The 22,143-nt window shown below is 63.1% G+C and carries 20 protein-coding genes; 11 read left to right on the forward strand and 9 right to left on the reverse strand.

The window, feature by feature from the left end; translation table 11 throughout:
• The first annotated feature begins 32 nt into the window (after positions 1-32).
• The 9 genes from KIT25_18610 to KIT25_18650 all read left to right on the forward strand — a co-directional run bounded on the left by KIT25_18610 (position 33) and on the right by KIT25_18650 (position 8,042).
• Positions 33-1,202 (forward strand): CoA transferase, encoded by a 1,170-nt coding sequence (locus tag KIT25_18610; GenBank protein UYN94042.1) that lies wholly within the window; start codon positions 33-35, stop codon positions 1,200-1,202.
• A 196-nt stretch (positions 1,203-1,398) separates the two neighbouring features.
• Positions 1,399-1,857, forward strand: coding sequence for a PAS domain S-box protein (locus KIT25_18615; GenBank protein ID UYN94043.1), 459 nt, complete (start codon positions 1,399-1,401; stop codon positions 1,855-1,857).
• A gap of 607 nt (positions 1,858-2,464) precedes the next feature.
• Positions 2,465-2,659 (forward strand): hypothetical protein, encoded by a 195-nt coding sequence (locus KIT25_18620; GenBank protein UYN94044.1) that lies wholly within the window; start codon positions 2,465-2,467, stop codon positions 2,657-2,659.
• 181 nt (positions 2,660-2,840) lie between these two features.
• Complete coding sequence (locus tag KIT25_18625) at positions 2,841-3,212, forward strand: hypothetical protein (protein UYN94045.1); 372 nt, start codon at positions 2,841-2,843, stop codon at positions 3,210-3,212.
• Between the two features lie 42 nt (positions 3,213-3,254).
• Entirely contained in the window at positions 3,255-4,964 is a 1,710-nt protein-coding gene (locus KIT25_18630) for an amidohydrolase family protein (protein ID UYN94046.1), read from the forward strand.
• A gap of 33 nt (positions 4,965-4,997) precedes the next feature.
• Positions 4,998-6,215: a CoA transferase gene (locus KIT25_18635; protein UYN94047.1), complete on the forward strand. Its 1,218-nt coding sequence runs from the start codon at positions 4,998-5,000 to the stop codon at positions 6,213-6,215.
• Between the two features lie 33 nt (positions 6,216-6,248).
• Positions 6,249-6,524 carry a helix-turn-helix transcriptional regulator gene (locus KIT25_18640; GenBank protein UYN94048.1) on the forward strand — a complete coding sequence of 92 codons (276 nt, stop codon included), beginning with the start codon at positions 6,249-6,251 and terminating at the stop codon, positions 6,522-6,524.
• Between the two features lie 12 nt (positions 6,525-6,536).
• Positions 6,537-6,854 carry a hypothetical protein gene (locus KIT25_18645; protein UYN94049.1) on the forward strand — a complete coding sequence of 106 codons (318 nt, stop codon included), beginning with the start codon at positions 6,537-6,539 and terminating at the stop codon, positions 6,852-6,854.
• 336 nt (positions 6,855-7,190) lie between these two features.
• Entirely contained in the window at positions 7,191-8,042 is an 852-nt protein-coding gene (locus KIT25_18650) for a transposase (GenBank protein ID UYN94050.1), read from the forward strand.
• 266 nt (positions 8,043-8,308) lie between these two features.
• On the opposite strand, the gene KIT25_18655 is transcribed toward KIT25_18650, so the two are convergent.
• Together KIT25_18655 and KIT25_18660 are read right to left on the reverse strand one after the other, a co-directional pair.
• Positions 8,309-9,220 carry an alpha/beta hydrolase gene (locus KIT25_18655; protein UYN94051.1) on the reverse strand — a complete coding sequence of 304 codons (912 nt, stop codon included), beginning with the start codon at positions 9,218-9,220 and terminating at the stop codon, positions 8,309-8,311.
• Between the two features lie 11 nt (positions 9,221-9,231).
• A complete protein-coding gene (locus tag KIT25_18660) occupies positions 9,232-10,635 on the reverse strand; it encodes an LLM class flavin-dependent oxidoreductase (GenBank protein ID UYN94052.1) in 1,404 nt (467 codons plus the stop codon).
• 296 nt (positions 10,636-10,931) lie between these two features.
• Between KIT25_18660 and KIT25_18665 the strand changes: the two genes are divergently transcribed.
• Positions 10,932-12,869, forward strand: coding sequence for a sigma-54-dependent Fis family transcriptional regulator (locus tag KIT25_18665; GenBank protein ID UYN94053.1), 1,938 nt, complete (start codon positions 10,932-10,934; stop codon positions 12,867-12,869).
• Positions 12,870-13,193: 324 nt separating this feature from the next.
• Here the strand turns inward: KIT25_18665 and KIT25_18670 are convergent, their stop codons facing one another.
• The 7 genes from KIT25_18670 to KIT25_18700 all read right to left on the reverse strand — a co-directional run bounded on the left by KIT25_18670 (position 13,194) and on the right by KIT25_18700 (position 20,565).
• A complete protein-coding gene (locus tag KIT25_18670) occupies positions 13,194-13,958 on the reverse strand; it encodes an enoyl-CoA hydratase/isomerase family protein (protein UYN94054.1) in 765 nt (254 codons plus the stop codon).
• Between the two features lie 32 nt (positions 13,959-13,990).
• Positions 13,991-14,755, reverse strand: coding sequence for an enoyl-CoA hydratase/isomerase family protein (locus KIT25_18675; protein ID UYN94055.1), 765 nt, complete (start codon positions 14,753-14,755; stop codon positions 13,991-13,993).
• 58 nt (positions 14,756-14,813) lie between these two features.
• Positions 14,814-15,608, reverse strand: a complete 795-nt coding sequence (locus KIT25_18680) for an SDR family oxidoreductase (GenBank protein UYN94056.1) — start codon at positions 15,606-15,608, stop codon at positions 14,814-14,816.
• A 64-nt stretch (positions 15,609-15,672) separates the two neighbouring features.
• On the reverse strand, positions 15,673-17,298 hold the full coding sequence (locus tag KIT25_18685; GenBank protein ID UYN94057.1) for an AMP-binding protein: 1,626 nt from the start codon (positions 17,296-17,298) through the stop codon (positions 15,673-15,675).
• Positions 17,299-17,403: 105 nt separating this feature from the next.
• Positions 17,404-18,429, reverse strand: coding sequence for a TIGR03619 family F420-dependent LLM class oxidoreductase (locus KIT25_18690; protein ID UYN94058.1), 1,026 nt, complete (start codon positions 18,427-18,429; stop codon positions 17,404-17,406).
• A 24-nt stretch (positions 18,430-18,453) separates the two neighbouring features.
• Positions 18,454-19,482, reverse strand: coding sequence for a TIGR03617 family F420-dependent LLM class oxidoreductase (locus KIT25_18695; GenBank protein UYN94059.1), 1,029 nt, complete (start codon positions 19,480-19,482; stop codon positions 18,454-18,456).
• Positions 19,483-19,533: 51 nt separating this feature from the next.
• A complete protein-coding gene (locus KIT25_18700; GenBank protein UYN94060.1) occupies positions 19,534-20,565 on the reverse strand; it encodes a nitronate monooxygenase in 1,032 nt (343 codons plus the stop codon).
• A gap of 358 nt (positions 20,566-20,923) precedes the next feature.
• Here KIT25_18700 and KIT25_18705 point away from each other — a divergent pair, with 358 nt between their 5' ends.
• The gene (locus tag KIT25_18705; GenBank protein ID UYN94061.1) at positions 20,924-22,141 is read left to right on the forward strand and encodes a cytochrome P450; all 1,218 of its coding nucleotides are present in this window, start codon (positions 20,924-20,926) and stop codon (positions 22,139-22,141) included.
• The last annotated feature ends 2 nt before the right edge of the window (positions 22,142-22,143 follow it).

Raw genomic sequence — 22,143 nt, forward strand, 5'->3', positions numbered from 1 at the left:
CCTGCGCTGACCGCAAGAGCGAAGGAGATCACATGACGTCAGCAGAGCAACCCGGCCGCGGCGGTCCCCTCGCCGGCATGAAAGTCCTGGAGTTTGCCGGCATCGGGCCGGCGCCGATGGGCGCCATGATGCTGGCCGACATGGGCGCCGAGGTGCTGACGATCGATCGCGTCGAGGCGGTCGAGCTCGGCAGCCCGCGGACACCGGGCTTCGACCTGCTGCGCCGCAACCGGCTGGTCACCAAGCTCGACCTCAAGAGCAAGGATACCCAGGCCTGCGCGCTCGACCTCGCGGCGCGCGCCGACGTGCTGATCGAGGGCTTCAGGCCGGGCGTCATGGAGCGCCTCGGCCTCGGGCCCGAACTCTGCCACGCGCGCAATCCGCGGTTGGTCTATGCGCGCATGACGGGCTGGGGTCAGAATGGCCCGCTCGCCGATCGAGCGGGGCACGACCTCAACTACATCGCGCTTTCGGGCGCGCTGCACGCCATCGGCCGCGACGGCGGGCCGCCGACGCCGCCGCTCAACCTAGTGGGCGACTTCGGCGGCGGCGCCCTCTATCTCGTGGTCGGCGTGCTTGCCGCCCTGCAGTCGCGCCACACGACCGGCAAGGGTCAGGTCATCGACGTCGCCATGGTCGATGGCGCCCTATCGCTGATGACGGCCTTCTACGGCAACTATGCCTCCGGCCGGATGTCGCTCGAGCGCGGCACCAACGTCGTCGACGGCGGCGCGCCCTACTACGACGTCTACCAGTGCGCCGACGGCGAGTACGTCTCGGTGGCCGCGATCGAGACGCGCTTCCGCCGCGAGCTCTACAAGCGGCTCGGCCTCGATCCCGACAGCCTGATCGGTCAGGACGGTGCGGCGCAGCGGCACGCGCTAAAGCCGAAGCTCGCCGCGATCTTCAAGCAACACACGCGCGCCGAATGGTGCAAGGTCTTCGAGGGTAGCGACGCCTGTTTCGCCCCGGTGCTGTCGATCGCCGAGACGGCGGCGCATCCGCACAATGTGGGGCGCGGCGCGCTGCAGGTGATCGATGGCATCGCCCAGCCGGCCCCGGCGCCGCGCTTCCAGGGCACGCCCTCGCCCGTGCCGCGGCCGCCGCGCCGTTCCGGCACCGACACCGACGACGTGCTGCCGCGCTGGGGCGTCGATGCCGACATGATCGGCCGCCTGCGCGCCGCCAACGTCCTCGCCTGAGCCAACGGAGCTGCCATGCAGCCTTACGCCACCTATCGCGATATCGGCGTGTCGCCGACCGCGTCGGATGACCTGCCGAGCTGGCCGAGTTCTCGCAGGTCGCCCGGTCCTGGCGCGGCCTGGCCCGCCGATGACTCGACACCCGCACCGTCGCGAACTGCTCCTGCCTGCTGGAAACGCCAGAGGGAGCCGTGTCATGACACTTAGGGATGCCAATAAGGTCGCTGGCTTCGCTGAGGACGATCTCACAGGTCTCACCGACGCTGTGTTTCACGATCTCCCAGATGCTGTGATTTGTGCTGACTGTGAGGGGCTTATTCGGTTCTGGAATGCCGGCGCGGAGCGCATCTTCGGCTTCTCGCGCGATGAGGCGGTTGGTCAGTCTCTCGAGATCATCATTCCCGAACGCCTCCGGCAGCGCCACTGGGACGCCTACCGCCGCATGATGGAGACCGGGCGATCCCGGCATCCGTCAAACGAACCCCTCTCGGTGCCGGCCCAGACCAAATCTGGGCAGACGATCTCCATTCACTTCACGGTTGCCCCGCTGCCCGGTCCGTACGGCGTAGTGGCGGGTATCGTTGCGGTGCTGCGCGACGCGACCGCGACGTTTCAGGAACTCAGGAGACTATGTGCGGACGAACGCGGGATGTGATCCCAATAAACTCATGCCGCGCGCCCGACGAGACAATATCCGTCGCGAATGTTGAGCCCGATCAGCGTGCGATTGATAGAGCCTGCGACAAGCTCAATCGCCTGGACGCCACGGAACATGGCCCGACTACGCCGCGGACAGTGAGCGCAGAGAAACAGACCGCTGCGAGTAACTCGTCAAAGAGAATTTGACGAGTTGCGGCGCAACTTGAGGATCGGCAGGCTTGATGCGAGACGATAGATAAATGTCGATACTTCATGCGGCGCTCGGCTGTCGTGTGATGGGGCCGTCGGGTTCCGAGGACCATCGAACCGAGCCAAGCAGAACGCGCCGAGCTTGAGCTTGTGACGCCGCTGAGCGGCGGCAAGCATGCGGCTCGCGAGCTGAAGCGGGCGCAGATCCTGCTGGCGGCCGACGCGCGGGCCGGTGAGGAGGACATCGCCCGCGCGATGGGGTGGGCGGCTCCATAGTGTACTGGACCATGGGGCGCTTCGTGCCGGCCAACCGAGTGGCGGCGCTGGGCGAAGAGGCGGTGCCGTGGGCGAGGATGGTGGCGGTACGGCTGCGCGAGTCGCCGAGCGAGCTGCCCTTCGCCGCGCACTGGTAGGTGCTGGATGATCTGCTGCAGCTCGGTGCCGATCTGATCAACAAGGACCAGCTTTATCGGGCACTCGACCTGTTTGTGGAGCACACGCTGGAAGCCCATCTCCCGCGGAGGGGCGGCGAGCCGTTCGCTGGACGCGGTCATAGCCACGATCATCGGCCCGACTACAAGCAGATCTGCATCGCCCTGCTAGACTAGAAACCTTGACGGCTTTCCGCTCGGCCACGGAGTGTTCGAAGCAGCGCAATAGGCAAGCCAACAATTCTTCACGGGTCTGCTGCTAGTCCGCCGGTGCCTTTGGTTGACAGTAAGGGGACCGAATTCTAGCCTTTATTGATCAACCAAACGATTGGTCAAAGATAGTTCTTCTTAGCAGTGAGTGTCCCGTCCGGACTGTCTGGACATTATCGTTACCTTTGTTTTCGGCAGCATGTTCGAGTGTCATCCGAAACTCAAGCTGGCTTGTGTCGAGGCCGATGTGGGCACGGTGCCACATTTCATGTACCGTATGGGCCACGCTTGGGAGCGCCACCGTTGCTACGCCGCATTTCAGGATGGCTGGCTGGCGTTCAAGAAGAACGACCTCTGCAACGTCTGTCGACTGATGTGGGCGAACAACTTCCTCGCACTCCTTCTGGCCGAGAGAACAGGTCGTTTGTTGGCAGGGCAAACCGCGTACATGACCAAGGCGGAGCGCGACCTCGCACGCCGCTACAACGTGCCAGAGCTCTATGGCCTTGAGCGACCATAGGGACCGGTACCTGCATTCAGCAAGCTTCGAGGAGGACTCGCCATGTATGAGCTGGTGATTCGTGGAGGCGAGGTCGTGGACGGCTCGGGACTGCCTTCCTATCGCGCCGACATCGGCATTCGTAGCGGCCGGATCTCGCGTATCGGGCGTATCAAGGAGCGAGGGCGACAGGAGCTAGATGCACGCGGGCTCGTGGTGGCGCCGGGCTTCATTGACGGACACACCCATATGGATGCGCAAGTCGCGTGGGATCCGCTCGGCACCTGCTCATGCTGGCATGGTGTGACCACGGCCATCATGGGCAATTGCGGCTTCACGCTCGCGCCGTGCCGCCCGGACGAGAAGCATCTCGTGCTGCGCAATCTCGAGCGCGCTGAAGACATCCCCGCTGAGGCCATGGAAGCCGGGATCGATTGGACATGGGAGACGTACGCTCAGTATCTCGATGCGCTGGAGGGCTGGCGCAAGGGTATCAACTACGCGGGGTACGTCGGACATTCGGCACTGCGCACCTATGCCATGGGCGAGCGCGCGTTCTCAGAACCAGCGACCGCCGACGATCTCATGACCATGAAGCGTGAGCTGTCGAACGCGTTACACGCGGGGGCGATCGGCTTCACTACGTCGCGTACGCGAAACCACGCGACGCCCGATGGCAGTCCCGTGGCGAGCCGGGTCGCGGCGTGGAGCGAGGTTCGCGAGCTGGTAGGCGTGATGAGCGAGCTTGGAGCAGGCGTCTTCGAAATAGCGAGTGAGGATACAGGCCGCGATCCTGAGCGGATCCGCGACTACCTCAACCGTCTCCGCGATCTCGCTGTGGAGACCGGGGTGCCCGTGACCTGGGGGATGTTCAGCTCGCGGGCGGTGCCAGACCACTGGCGGCAGTTCTTCGCGTTGCTGGACGAAACCGCGCGAGCGGGCGGGCGGATGTTCGCGCAGGTGCACAGCCGCGCCATCAGCGTGCTGCTATCCTTCGAGACAAGCCTGCCTTTCGATGGCCTGCCAGAGTGGGGACCGCTGCGTGCTCTTCCGCTCGCCGAACAGCTTGCTGCGTTACGCGACCAAACGCTACGGACGAGGCTCATCGCGGCCGCGAACCGCATGGATTCGGCTCAAGCGGTGGGCGCCGAGGCGCGCCGCCCGGACTACGAGTGGCTCTTTCTCATGGAACAGCCGGTTGGGCCGCACCGCTCCATCGCCAGCATCGCACGCGAGCGCGACGTCGATCCGGTCGAGGCGATGATCCAGCTTGCGCTTGAGCGCGACCTTCGCTGCTTCTTCGTCCAGCCGCTGTCGAACGGACAGGACGACATCGTGCTCGAAATGATGCGCCATCCCCGGTCCGTGGTGACGTTCTCGGACTCCGGCGCGCATGTCTCACAGATCATGGATTCCTCGCTTCAGACGCACGTGCTCGCGTATTGGGTGCGGGCGCGGAAGGCACTGACGTTGGAGGAAGGCGTTCGCCTGCTGACCCTTGAGCCGGCATCCGCCTGGGGACTTCATGATCGGGGCCTGCTGCGCGAGGGATTGGCCGCCGACCTCGTTGTGTTCGATCCCGACCGAGTGGCGCCGCTCATGCCCGAGGTCGTCGACGACCTACCGGCGGGGGCGCGGCGGCTTCGCCAGAAGGCGACGGGCTTTGCGGCATCCATCGTCAACGGCGTCGTCGTGCTGCGCGACGGCGAGCATACCGGCGCACATCCCGGCCGCTTGCTCCGCGGTCCCCTCGCCGCGGCAGCGCTCCGCTAGCGGCGAAGCGGGGCATACAATGCGAGGCAGCAGATGATCTCCCATCCGCTGGCTGGCGTGCTGGTCGTGGATTTCACGCAATACGTTGCCGGTCCGGTCTGCACTCGGGCAATGGCCGAGCTGGGCGCCGAGGTGATCAAGATAGAACTGGCACCGCAAGGCGACTTAAGCCGGGCCATGCCAGTCAAGCGCAACGGGCGCAGCGCTTATTTCATCCAGCAGAATCTCGGCAAGCGCAGCCTTTGCGTCAACCTGCGCGACAAGCGTGGGCTCGGTCTGGTCAAGCGGCTGATCGCCAAGGCCGAGGTGATGGTGGAGAACTTCTCTCCTGGCACGATTGCGCGTTTGGGTCTCGGCTGGGAAGTCGTACACGCCTTGAACCCTGAGCTGATCTTGTGCTCGGTCTCGGCCTTTGGCCAGTCCGGCCCACTTTCCCAACAGCCCGGTTTTGATTTCGTCGCCCAGGCCTACACCGGCGTGACGGCAATGATCGGCGACAAGGACGGCGTCCCGCCAATGGCCGGCGTCGCCATCGGCGATGTTGGCGCCGGCGTCACGGCGCTGGCCATGATCCATGCCGCACTCTATGGGCGACTAAAGCACGGCAACGGTGGGCGCTGGCTTGACGTCGCGCTGATCGACTTCTACTTCCACAGCCACGGCTTGGCAGTGGAGCTGGCCAGCGCGTCGGGCGGCACCATCAAGCCGACCCGCAACGGTAGCCGGCACTTCTCGGTGGTGCCAGCCGGCATCTACAAGAGCCGCGAAGGCCATATCGTGCTGGTGCCGGTAGGCGAGGACATGTGGCGTCGCCTGGCCCGCGCCGTGGATCGTGCCGATCTTTTGGACGATCCTCGCTTTGCCGACAGTGCCGGGAGGGCACGTCATGTCGAGGTGCTGGAGCAGATCATCACTGACTGGCTCCAAGCGCAGCCCTCCGATGCTGTGGCACTCGGCGTGCTGCAGCGGCATCGCGTGCCTTGCGCCCCGGTGCTCTCGGTCGAGGACGCCATGCGCCACCCGCACCTGGTCGAGCGCTACACCGTGCGCGACGTCGAGGACGCTGCGCTAGGCCAGTTTCAGGTCCCCGGCCCACTCCTGCACGTGGTCGGCCAGCCGCCAGTCAAGACACCGACCGCGCCCTCGCTGGGCGAGCACAACACGGATGTGCTGTCGCGCCACTTGGGATTGGGCGCCGCCGAGATTGCAGTGTTAGAAGGTGACGGCGTGTTGAGGCGCGACGTCGGCTAGTCGCGGACGCGCTCGCTGCTACAATGGCCATCCATGGCAAACATTGAGGAGATCATTGCGGCGGCGGCGAGGGTGTTTCAGCGGAAGGGCTATCACGCCGCCACCGTCCAGGACATCGCAGATGCTGTCGGGATCCTCAAGGGCACCCTTTGCCATCATTTCAAGGGCAAGGACGACCTGCTTTACCTCATCGTCAAGGAGCCGATTTCTCGGATGTACAGCAGGATGGGCGAGATTGCTGCCAGCGATTTGCCGGCGAGCGAGAAGCTCCGATGCGCCATTCTGGCTCACCTCGATGGCTTCGACTAGCACTACCCCCACTTGTTCGTCTATCTCCGCGAGCGGAAGGAGATGAAGCGCCTGTTCCGCCAGCAACTCAATCTCTCACCGAAGCAGTATGTAGGCTATTGGCAACGGATCTTACGTGAGGGCGTAAACGCCGGCGAGTTTCGAGCGGAGCTGGACGTGGCGGTGGTCACGTACGGTCTGCTCGGGATGCTGAATTGGGCATATAAATGGGACAAGCCTCGCGGACAGCTCGGCGTGCGCGAGGTCGCCGAACAGTTCTCGACGCTCGCACTCGCCGGTCTTGCTGTTGCGTCGCCGAAGCTGAGAACCTCCCGCAAGCGGCGCCGCTGATGCTAGTCTAGAGCATCGAGCTTGAAATAGGATTCAAGATGCTGGCTAGGCAGGAGGCCAGCCTGGATGGGAAAGCCCAATTCGATTGACCTTCGGGAGCGGGTTCAGGCGGACATCGAGAGTGGGCAGTCGCGACGTGCCGCGGCTCGACGCTACGATGTCAGTGCAAGCTTTGTGGTGAAGCTGGCCGATCGGCTATCGCGAACGGGGTCAGCGCAGCCGGCACCGCAGGGTCGTCCGCCTGGCGGCGGGCAAACTGGCGCCGTATCTGGGCGGCTCTACTCAAGTGGGTCGACGCCGAGCCGGACATTACGATGCCGGGAACTGGCGGGCAAATTGAAAGCCGAGAAGGATGTGACGGCGCATCCGGCGTCGTTGTCGCGGGTGCTGCTGAAGGCGGGCCTGTCCGTCGGGAAAACACTGCTGGCCTCCGAGGCCAAGCGCGAGGACGTGCGCCAGGCGCGTGACGAGTGGCAGACGCGGCGCCAACTGCGCATGCGCGAGGAGGTCCATCGACGGATCTTCCTCGACGAAACCGCCACGACAACCAAGATGACCCGCCTGCGTGGCCGGGCTCGTCATGGTGCTCGGTTGAAAGCCAAGGTGCCGTTCGGACACTGGGCCACCCAGACCTTCATCGCTGGACTGCGGTGCGACGGCCTGACCGCGCCGCAGCTCCTGGCACTGACTGCCATCGGGGGTGCCTATTTCCTGGTCTCGTTGTTGCGCTTCCGAAAGGTGCTGGCGACGTTCCAGTTGCACGGCTCGCGCCGTTGGTCATTGAGCAGCCCCGATCTGCTTCGTCAAGCAGATGAGCAGATGCGCAATACGAAATCGCCGAGGTCGCCGTCCGCCAGATCGCCGCGCGCCGGCAGCACACGGCGCCGATCATCGCGGCCGCTACGGCTCTGGCTCGAGAACCAGCTGTCGATGATCTGCTCCGGCTCCACGCTGGCCGCCGACATCCGCTACGCCTTCGTCCACTGGGAGGGGCTCACCCGGTTCCTCGACGACGGCCACCTCGAGCTGGACACCAGCCCGGTCGAGAACACCAATCCGGGCTGTGGCTCTGACGAGGAAGTATCTTATGCATCTGCCATCTGGGGCCAGTCCTGCTGGTTGGCGATGCTCGGCGATGCGAGCCGCGCGAAAGTTGCGGTTTTCGCGATTTTTTACCGGGCCTGTTGATTTCAGATTGTGCACTTACGCATACTGAGCTTGGGAAGGGGTGCCGCTTGTTCGGTCGTGGGGACCGTCGACTAGCGGAGCCGGGCGCGGTATCGGCCAGCCGACCGATACCGTGCTTCCCGAGCCGGTGGGTCAAGCCCGCCGTCGCTAATTTCGGTCATTCATGCGAAATCTGAAGCCCTTCTTCGCGATATCGGCGTGGCCTCTATAGGTGCTGCGAGCGGACTGCAAGCGCGCTTTCGCGAGAAGCCATCAGGATGGCGCGACTAACCGAGTCCCAGCTTGGGACGCACCCACGAGGCCAGCTTTCTGATGGCGTCGTCCGCCTCCGGCGCGACGCCCGCCAGGAAGTGGAAGACGTGCTGCATGTCAGGATAGACGTCGACGGTGACGTCGATTCCCGCCTTGCGCGCCCTGTCGGCAAGCCGTTGGCTGTCGTCGAGCAACGCCTCATCGCCACCAACCTGGATGTAGATGGGCGGAAAGCCCCTCAGGTCGGCATGGATCGGGCTCGCCAGCGGGTCCTTCGGGTTGCCGCCCTCCCCCAGGAACGTGCTCGCCATTACCTTGATGATGTCACGCGACACCAGCACGTCCTTCTCGCCATTGCTGGCGAAGCTCTTGCCGGTCGCCTCCATGTCGGCCCACGGCGACAAAGGCATGGTCGCGGCCGGCATCGGCAGGCCGCGCTCGCGGGCGCGCAGCAACGTCGTGATCGCGAGCCCACCACCGGCCGAATCGCCGGTCAGCGCAATGTGCTGCGGCTTGACGCCCTGATCGAGCAGCCAGCGGTAGCTGGCGACGACATCGTCGACCGGCCCCGGATGCACGTGTTCCGGGGCGCGGCGGTAGTGGACGATCAGCGCGCGGCAGCCGATTGCCTTGGCGAAGTGGCCGTACACCTTGCGATGCGTGTACATCGAGCCGGTGACGTAGCCGCCGCCGTGGGTGCAGAGGAGCACACGATCCTGCGCACAGCCTTTCGGCGTCGCCCACAGCGCCGGCACGCCGCCGGCCGTCACCTCGACATAGTCGACACCGCCTGGCTCCGCGGTGACGTCGCCCCAATGCTCGAACATGCGGCGCATCTGGTCGAGCTCCATGGACGGGTTGGCGGCCAGCGCCGCCACCCAGCCCTTGTAGAGCGTCTTGAGGTCCTCCGATTGCACGCTAGGCATCGCGCCCTCCCTCACTCGGCCGCAGCGGCGCGCTGCGTCGCGGGTGCGCCAACATAGTCGATGCCGACGTTCGGCAGCTCCACCTTGCCGCCGCATTCGCGGGCGACCACCGGCATGACCTCCTCAGCGAAGAGCTGCATCTGGTCCTCGATCTCGCGGCCCTCGAAGCCGCCGAGTTCGAACCAGGCCAGGAACGAGAAGTCCTCGTAGCCGCACTCGGACTTCATCTTCATGATCTTGTCGATCACGAACTGCTTGGAGCCCTGGATGGCGATCTCGCGCTCGCGCAGCATGTCGGCGGTGACCCGCTTGTTGAGGTCGAACATCGGCTCGTTCAGCCGCGCCACGACGGCGCCGAAGCCAAACGGTCCATAGTAGTCGAACTGCAGCTCCATGGCGCGCGCCGCACGCTCGAGCGCCTGCTTTTCCTTGCCGGGTGTGGTGACGTGGATGTAGCGGCTGGTCATGATGCCGCGCCGCTTGCCGGCGTCCCAGCCGTACTTGAAGCGGCCGCGACCGTGCATGTCGGGCCAGCCGGCCTTCTCGGCCGCCTCGTAGTAGATGTCGATGTTCTTGCGCAGACGGTCGTTGGGCTCGACGATCATTACGCCGTTCAGCCCCTTCTCGGCCGCCCACTTGATCGAGCGCGAGCTGGTCACCGGCTCCCAGAGCTGCGGATGCGGCTTCTGCACCGGTTGTGGGAAGACCTGCAGTTCCTTCAGCGTCGTCGTCGTCGCCTGCACCGGATTGCCTGCCGAATACATGTCGGGCTCGCCGATCGCCACCACGTCATCGAGCTTGCGTCCGGCCTTCTCCATGCCGAAGTAGGCGAGCGTCTGCTTGTGATTCCACTTCGTGTAGGTGGGCGGCACCGAGAAGTTCTCGCCGTGATGGGCGAAGGAATCCTCCGTCCAGCACTTCTTCATCACCGCGACGACTTCCTCGAACGACTTGCGGTTGCGCTCCTGGTCCTGGATGGTCGAACCGTAGGGCCGGCCCAGCGTCTCGTTCTCGCGCGGCTGGTAACCGCGACCGACACCGCATTCGACCCTGCCGCCGCTGATCACATCGAGCAGGGCGATCTGCTCGGCGAGCCGCACCGGGTGATGCCACACTACGATGTTCGCGCACTGGCCGAGGCGGATCTTCCTGGTGTGCGAGGCGATCGCCATCTGGACCAGCAGCGGATTGGGGCTCATCTCCGCGCCCTCGGGCTGGAAGTGGTGCTCGGTCAACCAGAACGACTGGAAGCCCAGCCGCTCGGCAAGGATGCCCTGGCGCACCTGATTCACCAACGTCTCCTGGGCTGCGCGATGGACCTCCTTGAGCGAGCCGTCGTTCACTGCCACGCCTTCCTTCGTCAAGGTCACCGGGAGGCTCGAAGCGCCGTTGTGGAAGATACCGATTTCCAGCATGTCCTGATCTCCTGTCTCTTGCGTTTCCTTCGTGCCGCACACGGCACAGGGCCTTGGAGCGCAACTGGCGTGCCAGAAGGAAAATCACGGCGGGGCAAGGACTTGCGGGGAGACGTGTACGTCAACCTGATGCGCAGCGCTACACGGCGCGCGCCGCAACTGTAGCGAAGCGCTACAGTACGCTTGATTTACAGGATCTCAATCGCGCGCCTATCCTCTCAGCAACTACAAATCATTCACCTCCTCTGTCCTACGAGGGGGAGGTGGATGGAATAGCCCTTGGGAGGAGCTTGGTGATGAAAGATATCCCCCTCGCTCAGCTGTGCTCCAAGGACTACATCCGGACCGTCGGCAGGGTCTGGGAAAGATTCGTCACCGACCGTCCCGTCGACGATGCCGTCGTGCGCGACGTCGTCATCGAATCGTGGCGCCGTTGCCGACAAAACGGCGTCGATCCGGCGACGAGGTCGGCGCCGCTGCGTGTCAACGGCGCCGACGTCGACCGCTTTCAGCTGCGCCATGCACAATTCTATGCGGCGGTGCGTGCCTGCGTGCCGCCCATCGTTCCCTATCTCAAGGGTTCGCGCATCATCCTTATCACCAGCGCTCCGGACGGCACCCTGCTGTCGGTCGACGGTGATCCACATCTCACCGACCGGCTGGCCGCCGACCACATCGTTCCCGGCGCCGCCTGGCATGAATACAGCAGCGGCACCAACGCGGTCGGCACGGCGCTCGCGCTCGGCCGTCCGCTCCACATCCATGCCGAGGAACACTTCTGCGAGGTCGCCAAGCCCTGGAGCTGCACGGCCGCCGTAGTTCGAGATCCGTTCGACCGGCGCATCGTCGGCGTGGTCGATATCACCGGGCCGCCGGATACGGTCAATGCCCAGACCTGGCCGTTCGTCATGTCGCTGGTCGGCCAGCTGCAGGGCCATCTGCAGAAGCAGGCGCTGGCCAAGCGGGCGCGCCTGATCGAGCTGTTCGAAGCCGCAATTGGCGGGCGTGAGACCGCTGCCGTCCTGCTCGACGCGCAGGGCCGCGTGATCGCGCGCACCGTGCAGGCCCCCTCGGCGTTACGCGAGCACGGCCTCAGCCGGACGCAGGCGATGGGCGAGCTGGTCGCCACACCTCATGGCAGCGTCGAGCCGAAGTGGCTGGCATCGCTGGCGCCGGGCATCAGGGAAGAATGGTTGTCGCCACTCAAGGAGGACGGGCAGTGCGTCGGCGCCATCCTGCATCTGCCGACGACCAGCCGCCGCCAGGGCTCGACGTCGCATCGCCTCAAGGCTCTGCCGCCGCTGGCGCCGGCCTTCCAGCGCCTGTTGCAGACATCACCGTCACTCGACAGCATGCTGCGTCAGGCCGAGCGCTTCGCCTCGGCGAGCACGCCGTTGCTGCTCCAGGGCGAGACGGGCACCGGCAAGGACATGCTGGCGCGCGCCGTGCACGCGGCCGGCCCGTTCCATGCCGGTCCCTTCGTGCCGGTCAACTGCGCCGCTCTGCCGCGCGATATTCTCGCCAGCGAGCTGTTCGGACATGCCGAGGGAGCCTTCACCGGCGCCCGGCGTGGCGGTGCCAGGGGCCGCTTCGAACAGGCCAATGGCGGCGTGCTGTTCCTCGACGAGATCGGCGACATGCCGGCCGACCTGCAGCCCTACCTGCTGCGCGTCCTGGAGGAAGGCGCGGTGTGGCGGCTGGGCGAGGCGGCGCCGCGCAAGATCGCGATGCGAGTCATCGCCGCCACCAACCGTCCGCTGGCCAAGGACGTGGGCGCCGGGCGCTTCCGCGCCGACCTTTATCACCGTCTCAACGTCGCCGGGCTGACCGTGCCGCCACTACGCGAGCGGCCGGGTGACATTCCGCCTCTTGTCGGTCATCTGCTGCGCGACATTGCCGGGGCGGCACCGCCGGTGCAGATCGCGCCTGAGGTCATGGATGTCTTCCTTCACTACGGCTGGCCCGGCAACGTGCGTGAGCTGCGCAACTGTCTCGAGCGCATGGTCCCGCTGGCGACGGACCCTATACTCGGCCTCGAGCTTCTGCCGACGGCAATTCTAGAGGATGAGTCGCCGTGCGGTTTACCCCTCGCCTCGACGATCCGCGGCGCCGAGCGACAGATGGTGCTAGCCGCCATTCGGCGCGAGGGCGGCAATCTCAGCCGCGCCGCTCGATCGCTAGGTATCGCCCGAACGACGCTCTATCGGCACATCCGTCGCTGCGGTACTGATTGAAGTCGTTGTCGGGGGTGTTCGATTTCGCTTGAGCCGTACGCGGTACGGGCGCCGTTCCCATTTTCCAGATCAGGCCCTGCCGCGGGGAGGAGTCATGCTTCAAACGTGGCTCTACGGCGCGGTCAGAGGCCTTCTCCAAACCGCCAATGCGCGCACCGGCAATCAAGATCGGTTTGCTTTGCACAACGTGGTCCTCCACGTCCGGATAAGTCCCCCATGAGATCTGAGCCGAACACTGGCGGCGCTCTCATCCATCGTCGCCATGTGCGTCGCAAAGTGCTCATGCGAAGAGGATTCTGCGACACCTTGGCTGAGCGGCTTTGGTCAACTCTCGAACTTCGCCTCGCGCTTTTCGAGAAAGGCAGCGATACCTTCCTGTGCGTCTTGATGCATGAACAGGAGTGGAAAGCCATCGATCGCGTGCCGCATCTCATCGCCACCGAGACCGCGGTTGTAAAACGATTTTGCCATCTGCACCGCAAGCTTTGGTTTTGATGCAATTCGTTCCGCAAATTCCAGAGCGGCTGTGACAAGATCACCATGGGGAACCACACGTAGTACGAGGCCTAGTCGGAATGCCTCATCGGCGCTGATTGGATCACCAAGGATACTCATCTCCTTGGCTTTGGCGCGGCCAATCAGATCGTGAAGACGCACAATCGCAAAACCGGGCAGTAGCCCGAGCTTGATCTCTGGCACCGCGAAGCATGCGCGATCGGACGCGATGATGAAGTCCGAAGCGATCGCGAGTTCAAAGCCACCGCCGAACGCAATACCATTGACGGCGGAGATCACGGGTTTGCGGCAATTCTCTGGTGCAGCTAATACCGCTAAAGCCTCGATCATAAATTTGCGTACTTTGTCCGGATCAAAGTTGAAGCCGCTAATATCGGCGCCAGCGCAAAATGCTTTGTCGCCGTTGCCGGTGATGATGGCGACGCGGACGTTGTCGTCTTCATCCACTTTCTTCAGGCCATCGAGAACACCCTCACGGATGCCTGCGCTGAGCGCGTTAAGCTTGCCCGGTTCATCCAGCGTAAGAATGGCGATCTTCCCTTTGGTTTCATAGTTGACGCTGCCTAGTCTCATCGCAGTCTCCCTTACGCAATGGCGTTATCGCTTTAGCGAAACGCGCTGAAATCCGGTTTGCGTTTTTCGAGGAATGCATTGGCCCCTTCCTGCTGTTCTTGTGTCGTGAAATAGGCAGGTGCTACCTCGCGGACGAGGTCGTCCATATCGCGCTCCATGATCGGAGCCATGTGATAATAAAATGAGCGCTTGAGAATCTTCAGGCAAGTGGGGCTCAAAGCCAGGAGTTCGTCGCAATATTTCCTCACCTCGACGTCGAGTTCGGCCATCGGAACGACGGAATTAGCTAGCCCCCAGTCGAGTGCTTGTTTGGCGGTGTAGCGTCGCGCCAGCATCCAGAGCTCGCGGGCGCGCTTGTGACCAAGCACATTGGCGCTGTGCGAGACGATGTAACCCCCCGCCGGGGAGCCAACACGCGGACCATTCTGGCCGAAAATCGCATGCTCTGCGGCGATGGTGAAATCGCAAAAATAGGCGATGTGGTGTCCGCCGCCAATCGCGTAACCGTTGACACGTGCGATCACGGGTTTGGGACACTCGACGATGTGGCGATTGAAGTTGAATTTCAGTCCTTCGAGCCCGCTCTTGCCACCGGCATCCTTCTCCCAGTTGACGTCGCCGCCGACGCAGAACGCGCGATCACCGGAGCCGGTGAGGACAATGACGCCAACTTTCTTGTCTGCGGTTGCCTCGAGGATCAGCCGCTCCATCTCTACGATGTTATCGCCGGTAAAGGCATTGAGGGTCTTTGGCCGATTGATGGTGATGGTCGCGACGTAATCCTTGACGTCATACATGATCTCTCTTTCGGACACGATGGAGCTCCATTTTGTTTTGACGAATTAGCAGCCGAACTCAGCCGATCATGGTGTATCCGCCTGACACCGACAGGACCTGGCCGGTGACGTGACCTGCGGCGGCGGATGACAGGAACACTACGGCGTTGGCGATATCATTCGGGCGACCGAGCTTGCGCAGCGGCAGCGCCTTGGCAACTTTCTCGAATTGCTCCGCCGTGAACATTGAATCTGGTTTTGTCCACATGCTGTTGGTACCGACCTCTTCCGTAGCCACAGGAACAGTGACGCCAGGACAAACGACATTGCAGCGGATGCCATAGCGACCGTTTTCTTTGGCAATGGTCTTCATGAAAGAATTGACGGCGGCCTTAACGCCACCATAGACTGCCTCGCGCGGCTCGCCTGATCGGCTTGCGTCAGAACTTATCGACACGATAGCACCGGTGCTCTTCGGAATCATGATATCGAGTGCGCATCTAGTGCAGTTAAGCACGCCAACATAGTTGATCTGGATGATCTTCTGCCAGAACTCGGGCGTCGTCTGAGTGAAGAACATCAACTGATCCCAGCCAACGTTGTTGACCAGCACATCAACCGTGCCATGCTTGTCGATCGCGGCCTTGAACATGGCCTTCACCTGATCAAAATCGGTCACGTCGGTCTTGATTACCTGAACGCTGGCAGCGCCGTTCTGCCGCGCAAGGTCGGCAACTTTCTCAGTCTGCAACTCGTCGAGATCGCCAACCGTGATGTTTGCGCCCTCAGCTGCAAACCCTAGCACAATCGCCCGGCCGATGTTGGAGCCGCCGCCAGTGACGACGACCGATTTGCCCTTTAGATTGAGATCCATATTCGCCGCTCCCAGTTTTCAATTGAATTGCGGTTGCCGCTCCTGCTCCACCACCACTACAAACTCAACAGTCTCGCCCGGCGCTGACGATCTCGCGAAGCTTGAATTTCTGCACCTTGCCGCTGGGCGTTTTAGGCAAGGCGTCGAACACCTCAATGCGTTCCGGCCAGTAGTTTTTCGCCACATTGTTCTCTGCCATGTAGCCTGACAGATCCGGCAACGCGAGCGAAGCTCCCTCGCGCAGCACCACGCAGGCACAGGCTCTCTCGCCCAAGCGCTCATCCGGCACGCCAACAATTGCAACTTCCTGCACGGCGGGATGGCGATACATCAGCTGTTCAATCTCGATCACAGGAACGTTCTCGCCGCCGCGGATGACGATGTCCTTGGTGCGCCCCGTGATACGAATGTAACCGTCCTTGTCTTTGCGGGCGAGGTCGCCTGTCTCGAACCAGCCATCTTGATCGACGGCATAGAGTTGCGGCCGCTTGAGGTAGCCTACAAAGGTGCCGGGGCCTCTCGCTTGTAGACGCCCCTCTTCATCATGAGCCAGGACCTTTCCCTCGCCGTTGACGATCCTGACTTCCATACCCTGGCTTGGGCAACCGTCGGTCTCAAAGACCTTTTCCGGTGGATCGTCGAGTTTGGTGGTCGTCACTAGCCCGTTTTCCGTCATGCCCCATCCCGAGACGATGTGCGCACCAAGACTCTGTGTGGCCTGACGCACCAAAACACGAGGAATTGGAGCGCCTGCCGATACGAAAGTACGCAGTGAACGCATTGCGCCAGGCCGCCGCTCCGCCTCCGCGGTCAAATCCGCCAGGAACGGTGTAGACGCCATGGTCATCGTTACACGTTCTGTCTCGATGATGTCTGCGGCTTTGGCTGGATTCCAGATATCCTGAAGAACGACCCGTCCTCCAAGATACAACGGCAAGAGCAGGCCAACGAGAAAACCGGTCTGATGGGCCATCGGCGAGGCCATCAGCACGACGTCGCTGGCTGTGAGGTGGACGCGATCCTCAAAATATCGCACGCTATTAAGCAAGGTATTGCTTGTGTGCATGACTCCCTTCGGCTCACCGGTTGTGCCCGACGTATAAAGCAATTGCACGACATTATCGGCCGAGGCAGCGGTCGCTGCCTCAATCCGCTTTCCCGGCGCATTCAGCGCTGCCTCGAAGTCGCGATCGTCGCCGGAACCGATAACAACAATGTGCTCGAGTGTGGGCACCTTGACCTTGAGGCGGTCCGCCATTGCGGCGTGATCGAAATCGCGAAATTGCCGTGGAACGATCAGCACGCGCGTCTCGGCCAAGGTCAGCATGAATTTGATTTCGCGATCGCGGAAAATAGGCATGACGGGATTTGTGACCGCGCCGATCCGCAGCAGCGCGAGGTGAAGGACCACGAATTGCCACCAATTCGGCAATTGGTACGACACCACTTCGCCAGGCTTGACACCAAGCCGCAACAAATTGGCTGCGATTCGATCTGCAGTTTGCTCCAGTTCGCTGTATGTCAGCACCGTACGTCGGTTGGACGCACCTTCGTAGCCAACTACCGCTATGCGCCCTGGATCATACCTGACCGTCTTGGAAAAAGCGTCAAGCAGCGTCTGATCGCTCCAAAAACCAGCGGCTCGCATCGCTTGCTTGCGCTGCTCTGAAAGGATCGGATCCATCGCCATCATATCCCTCCGTTATCATTATATCGCCTTGTGCGCGTCGGGGCCGCTGGTCTCCAGGATCTCTTCTTCGGCGCTGAGCTTGCCCCCAACCTTGGATCACCTGAGCTAGGAAAATTCGGCTTCATCGGACGGCCGGCTGGCCGGGCTGTCTGTCCCTGTCAAATCCGTCAGCAGCGGCAGAACCTCGGCGGCGACGCGCTCGATCTGCGCCTGGCGCAGCTCATACGGTCCCAGCAAGTCGAGCACGATGTGCCGCACGCCGGCGGCATAGAAGGCACGCATGCACTCGGCAACGTTGGCCGCCGGGCCGAGGGCACAATAGCGTTGCGCCGCCTTGCGAAAATCCATGGCGTAGCGGACGCTTAGTGTCTGGGCCGCCGCGTCGAGCGCCTTTTCGTATGTGTCGTCCAGCCGCGTGAACAACAGATGGCCCGTGCCGAACCGGGCAAGCTTACGCCCAGCAGCCGTCGCAGCCATCGCAATCACATCGAGGCTACTTCGGTACATCTCCGGTGTTACCACGTACGACATCCAGCCATCGGCCAAGCGCCCACTGCGCTTCAGCGCTCCTTCCGATCGTCCGCCGCACCAGATCGGCGGGCCTCTCGATTGCCGCGGGGGTGGCTGCATCTGAACTTCGCTGAAGGCGCTGAACCTTCCCTGATGCGTGACCGGCTCGCCAGTCCAGAGCTTGCGCAGAACCACGATCCCTTCGCTGAGCCGCGCGCCGCGCTCCTGAGTTGGCGCGCCGGCCAAAGCGTATTCCCTTGGGAACTCACCGCCGACACCAACGCCAAAGATGAGGCGCCCCTCGGTCAGATGGTCGAGGGTCGCAACCTGCTTGGCCACCGGCCCCGCGTGCCGCAGTGGCAGTAGATAGACCGATGTCCCGAACAGCAGCCGCCGGCTGACGACGGCAGCCTGAGCAAGTTGTAGCAGCGGATCAAGGATGGGGATGGCGAAGGCGATGTGATCGCCGACCCACAGCGAGTCGAAGCCGCTACGGTCCACGAGTTGCACCAGCGAGACCAGTTCGTCGATGCGTGGTAGCCATGCGCCGGTCGCAGGTTCGGTGCGACGGTGGATCGTCTGGACGCCAATCCTCAGGCGAGCATCGAGCGGCAGTAGCATGGACGTCTCCCCGAGGACTGGAACTCAGGTGGTGGCAAAGCCCTGGAAAGCATGCGGTATCCGGTGGATGTTGGCGACGAGCTCGCGCATCGGTCCAGGCTCCGTTCCCGGTGCAAAGTTCAGCTCGATAGCGTCCGCTGCTCCACCGAAACGTGTTTCGATGGCAGGCACGATCTCGTCGTAAGTGCCGCAGGCCGCAAAAATGCGCACAACGTCGTCCGAGACAAGTGCCGCCATTTCCCTCCAACGGCCCTGGACCGAGAGATCATGCAGCTTCATCCCGAGATCCTGGAGCCCATGCAGCTCCAGAATGGGCATATAGGTACGCGTGGAACCGTAGAATGCGATGCGGAAGCGCACCCAGTCCATGGCTTTCGCCACCGACGCGGCGTCCGGCCCGGTCGCGATGAAACCGCCGCCATGCACGTTGAAGTTCTCGCGCTTGCGGCCGCTACGGCGCATGCCCTCCACCAGGCGCGGCATACACACTTCCTCAAGATAGCGCCGCGAGCAGATCGGGTGCAGCCGCACACCGTCGGCGACCTCACCGGCCACCCGCAACATTGCCGGCCCAACCGCTGCAATAGTCACCGGCACCATCGGCAGGCCGGTCGGCTCGGGCGAAAAGTCCGGGGTCATAAGCGTGAGCCGATAGTGCTCGCCCTCGTGACGCAGCTCTTCGCCAGTCTGCCAACAGCGCCAGATCGCGCGCAGGGCTCGAACATAGTCGCGCAGGCGCGGTGCCGGCGGGGTCCAAGGAACGCCGAAGCGGCGTTCGTTGTGGCCTTTCACCTGGCTGCCCAGCCCGAGCACGAAGCGGCCTGTCGAGTTGGCATGCAGGTCCCAAGCCTGCATTGCTGTCACCGCCGGGCTGCGCGGAAAGGCGACTGCGACAGACGTGGTAAGTGCGATCCGTTTGGTCGCAAGCGCCGCGACGGCGAGCGGCAAGAATGGGTCATGCTTCGCCTCCACCGTCATGAGCGCGTCGAACCCAGCCGTCTCCGCCGCTCGCGCTGCCGATCCGGTCTGATTCCAGTCGTTCACCGGCAGCATCGTAAACACCTGCATCGCGCCCAACCCCTCACATGGTCCGCTCGTCGGCATTCACGTTGCGACCCGCCGGCACAGTCGGTCGAGCGTGGCTTCCGCCTCTCGGACGATTTGCTGGACGACCTCAGCAGCCGGCACAACCGACCCGACCAGACCGCAGCTTTGGCCCGCGGGCAAAACGCCGTTCTCCACATCACCCTCCAGCCGGCCGCGCTCCGAAGCCGGGTGACCCACGTGCACGGCCTGCAAGGGATAGGGTTCGATCTCGTGCTCGCGCCCAACCCAGGAGTCGGTGAAACGGTTGCGAATCAGACGGCAAGGCTTGCCGCTGTGGGCCCGGGTCACGACAGTCCCAGCGGTGCTGGTTGCCACGATCCTCTTCTTGTAGTTTTCATGCGCCCGCGCCTCATAGGTGGCGATGAAGCGCGTGCCCATCCAGATCCCTTGTGCGCCGAACGCCAATGCTGCAGCAAGCCCGCGGCCGTCTGCAAGGCCGCCGCCAGCCAGGACCGGCACCTCCACGGCGTCGACGACCGCTGGCACCAGCACCGCAGTTCCGATCTGGCCGACATGGCCGCCGCCGTCACAGCCCGAGGCAATGACTGCATCAACGGCATCTGCAACGGCCCGCTCCGCATGCTGCACCGCTCCGACCACCGACATCACGAAAATACCGCGCGCGTGCGCCTCCGGCACTACGGCGGCGGGGCTGCCGAGCCCTGATATGAGCACGGGAACTCGCTCATCAAGGACCACCTCCACCATCGCAGCGACAGAGGCCGTATAGTGTTCGACCTCCGCCCCGGCGGCCCGCACGGTTGCGAACAAGATGTCGACGCCGAATGGCCTGTCCGTGCGCGCCCGCACAGCACGGATCTCACGACGTAGCTCGTCTGCCGTCATGTTCGATCCGGCACCAATCACACCGAGACCACCGGCGGCTGATACCGCCGCGGCGAGTTCTGCGCGCGCGACCCAGCCCATGCCCGCCTGGAATACCGGGTGCTCCAAGCCGAGTCGCTTGCAGAGCGGTGTCAGTAGGCGGTGCCGGGCCAGTGTGGCCAACGTTTCCCTCGTCGGCGTCATGAAGGTCCTTCCCTGATGCGAACTAGGCGATCGCCTTCATCGACATTCATTCGCTCCGGTATCGCTACCGCAAAGCGACTCGTGCCGGCACTCGGGTCGTTCGCTCTAATCGCGTCGCCTCTCGTTCCTTTACCCGCGTCGTCGCTGGTCTTGTGCGCAAACCAACCCTTGGTCTGCGTTGACACACCTTGCACTATAGGTAGATCATTCGAATTGTCATTCGAAAATTTGCCGAATACCGAACGAACCGGCGGCGCCGGCGGCTGACAGAAAAGCTAGGCTCTCCGGCTGCTGTTGATTTGACTCGGCTAGCATTTCAAATGAACATTAGATTTAGACCCATATGCGGTGAAGGCCCATGGAAACAGCCCCCAATCTGACGCATCCAGACTTCATCTCTGATCCGCACAACGTGTATCGGCGGCTGCGCGCAGAAGAACCTCTTCACTGGAACCCATCCCTTAAGGGATGGGTGATCACGCGCCACGCCGATGCCTCTCTGGTGTTGAAAGACCCCCGCTTCTCGGCTGCAAAGCTGGATCCCTTTCTGAGCCATATCGGACCAGACACGCGAGGCAAGATCGAGCGGCTAACCGCTGTGCTGGCGGATTGGATGGTGTTCAATGATCCACCGCGCCATGAGAAGCTGCGCAAGGCCCTTGCCAAGTACTTCCTGCCGCAGGAAATCGCGCGTCTCCACCCGATGATAATGCAACGCGTTGAAGAACTGCTGGACGGCTTCAGGGGGCGCGATCGGGTGGATTTCATCGAGGCGTTCGCCTTTCCGCTGCCGGCGCGCGTGATTTCGGACCTGTTCGGTGTTCCCAGGGAGCGGGTCGAGGATCTCAGAAAGTGGTCCGAAAACCTCAAGGACTTCGTCGCCTTGGCCCGCGCTACGCCGGACAAGTACGACCGGGCAAGCGCGGCTGCAAACGACATGGTCACATTCTTTCGCGAGACGCTCCATGACCACCGCCGCAATCCACGTGACGACTTGACCGGGCGGCTTCTCGAAGCGGGGATCGGGCCCGAAGGGCTGAGCGAAGATGAAATGGTTTCGACGCTCATCCTGTTGCTCTTTGCTGGCCACGAAACAACGGCCAGCCTGTTGGCCAACGGGCTCTATTGGCTCCTGCGAAACCCGGCCTCGATTGAGGCGCTGCGGCGCAATCGGTCCCTCATCCCGGGCGCTGTGGAGGAAATGCTGCGGTACGAAGGGCCTGCCCAGACGGTGACACGGATTGCTACTGAAGATCTGCGTTTGGGTGATGCGGATATCCGACGAGGGCAGCGTGTTTTCGTGGCGCTCAATTCCGCCGCTCGAGATTCGACCGTCTTCGCGGATCCCGACCTTTTCAAGGTTGACCGTCCTGTCAACCGCCACGTCGCTTTCGGTTTGGGCATCCACTTCTGCCTTGGAGCACCGCTCGCACGCCTCGAAGCTCGGATTGCGTTCGACCGGCTGCTTTCGAGGCTGCCGGAAATCCGGCTCGAGACGCCTCAACCGGAATGGCACGACGAACTCGTGACGCGCAGCATGAGGCAGCTCGTTATCTCCTATGTCATGGCGGACTGAGC

This window comes from Enhydrobacter sp., from assembly GCA_025808875.1.
Lineage (GTDB): Bacteria > Pseudomonadota > Alphaproteobacteria > Reyranellales > Reyranellaceae > Reyranella.

What these genes read in the sequence shown, in the direction of transcription:
- KIT25_18630 (UYN94046.1), top strand. Translation starts at nt 3,255, where the DNA reads ATGTATGAGCTGGTGATTCGTGGAGGCGAGGTCGTGGACGGCTCGGGA.
- KIT25_18685 (UYN94057.1), bottom strand. Translation starts at nt 17,298, where the DNA reads ATGGCGATGGATCCGATCCTTTCAGAGCAGCGCAAGCAAGCGATGCGA.
- KIT25_18670 (UYN94054.1), bottom strand. Translation starts at nt 13,958, where the DNA reads ATGAGACTAGGCAGCGTCAACTATGAAACCAAAGGGAAGATCGCCATT.
- KIT25_18640 (UYN94048.1), top strand. Translation starts at nt 6,249, where the DNA reads ATGGCAAACATTGAGGAGATCATTGCGGCGGCGGCGAGGGTGTTTCAG.
- KIT25_18680 (UYN94056.1), bottom strand. Translation starts at nt 15,608, where the DNA reads ATGGATCTCAATCTAAAGGGCAAATCGGTCGTCGTCACTGGCGGCGGC.
- KIT25_18635 (UYN94047.1), top strand. Translation starts at nt 4,998, where the DNA reads ATGATCTCCCATCCGCTGGCTGGCGTGCTGGTCGTGGATTTCACGCAA.
- KIT25_18695 (UYN94059.1), bottom strand. Translation starts at nt 19,482, where the DNA reads ATGCTGCCGGTGAACGACTGGAATCAGACCGGATCGGCAGCGCGAGCG.
- KIT25_18665 (UYN94053.1), top strand. Translation starts at nt 10,932, where the DNA reads ATGAAAGATATCCCCCTCGCTCAGCTGTGCTCCAAGGACTACATCCGG.
- KIT25_18615 (UYN94043.1), top strand. Translation starts at nt 1,399, where the DNA reads ATGACACTTAGGGATGCCAATAAGGTCGCTGGCTTCGCTGAGGACGAT.
- KIT25_18610 (UYN94042.1), top strand. Translation starts at nt 33, where the DNA reads ATGACGTCAGCAGAGCAACCCGGCCGCGGCGGTCCCCTCGCCGGCATG.
- KIT25_18675 (UYN94055.1), bottom strand. Translation starts at nt 14,755, where the DNA reads ATGTATGACGTCAAGGATTACGTCGCGACCATCACCATCAATCGGCCA.
- KIT25_18655 (UYN94051.1), bottom strand. Translation starts at nt 9,220, where the DNA reads ATGCCTAGCGTGCAATCGGAGGACCTCAAGACGCTCTACAAGGGCTGG.
- KIT25_18700 (UYN94060.1), bottom strand. Translation starts at nt 20,565, where the DNA reads ATGACGCCGACGAGGGAAACGTTGGCCACACTGGCCCGGCACCGCCTA.
- KIT25_18660 (UYN94052.1), bottom strand. Translation starts at nt 10,635, where the DNA reads ATGCTGGAAATCGGTATCTTCCACAACGGCGCTTCGAGCCTCCCGGTG.
- KIT25_18690 (UYN94058.1), bottom strand. Translation starts at nt 18,429, where the DNA reads ATGCTACTGCCGCTCGATGCTCGCCTGAGGATTGGCGTCCAGACGATC.
- KIT25_18705 (UYN94061.1), top strand. Translation starts at nt 20,924, where the DNA reads ATGGAAACAGCCCCCAATCTGACGCATCCAGACTTCATCTCTGATCCG.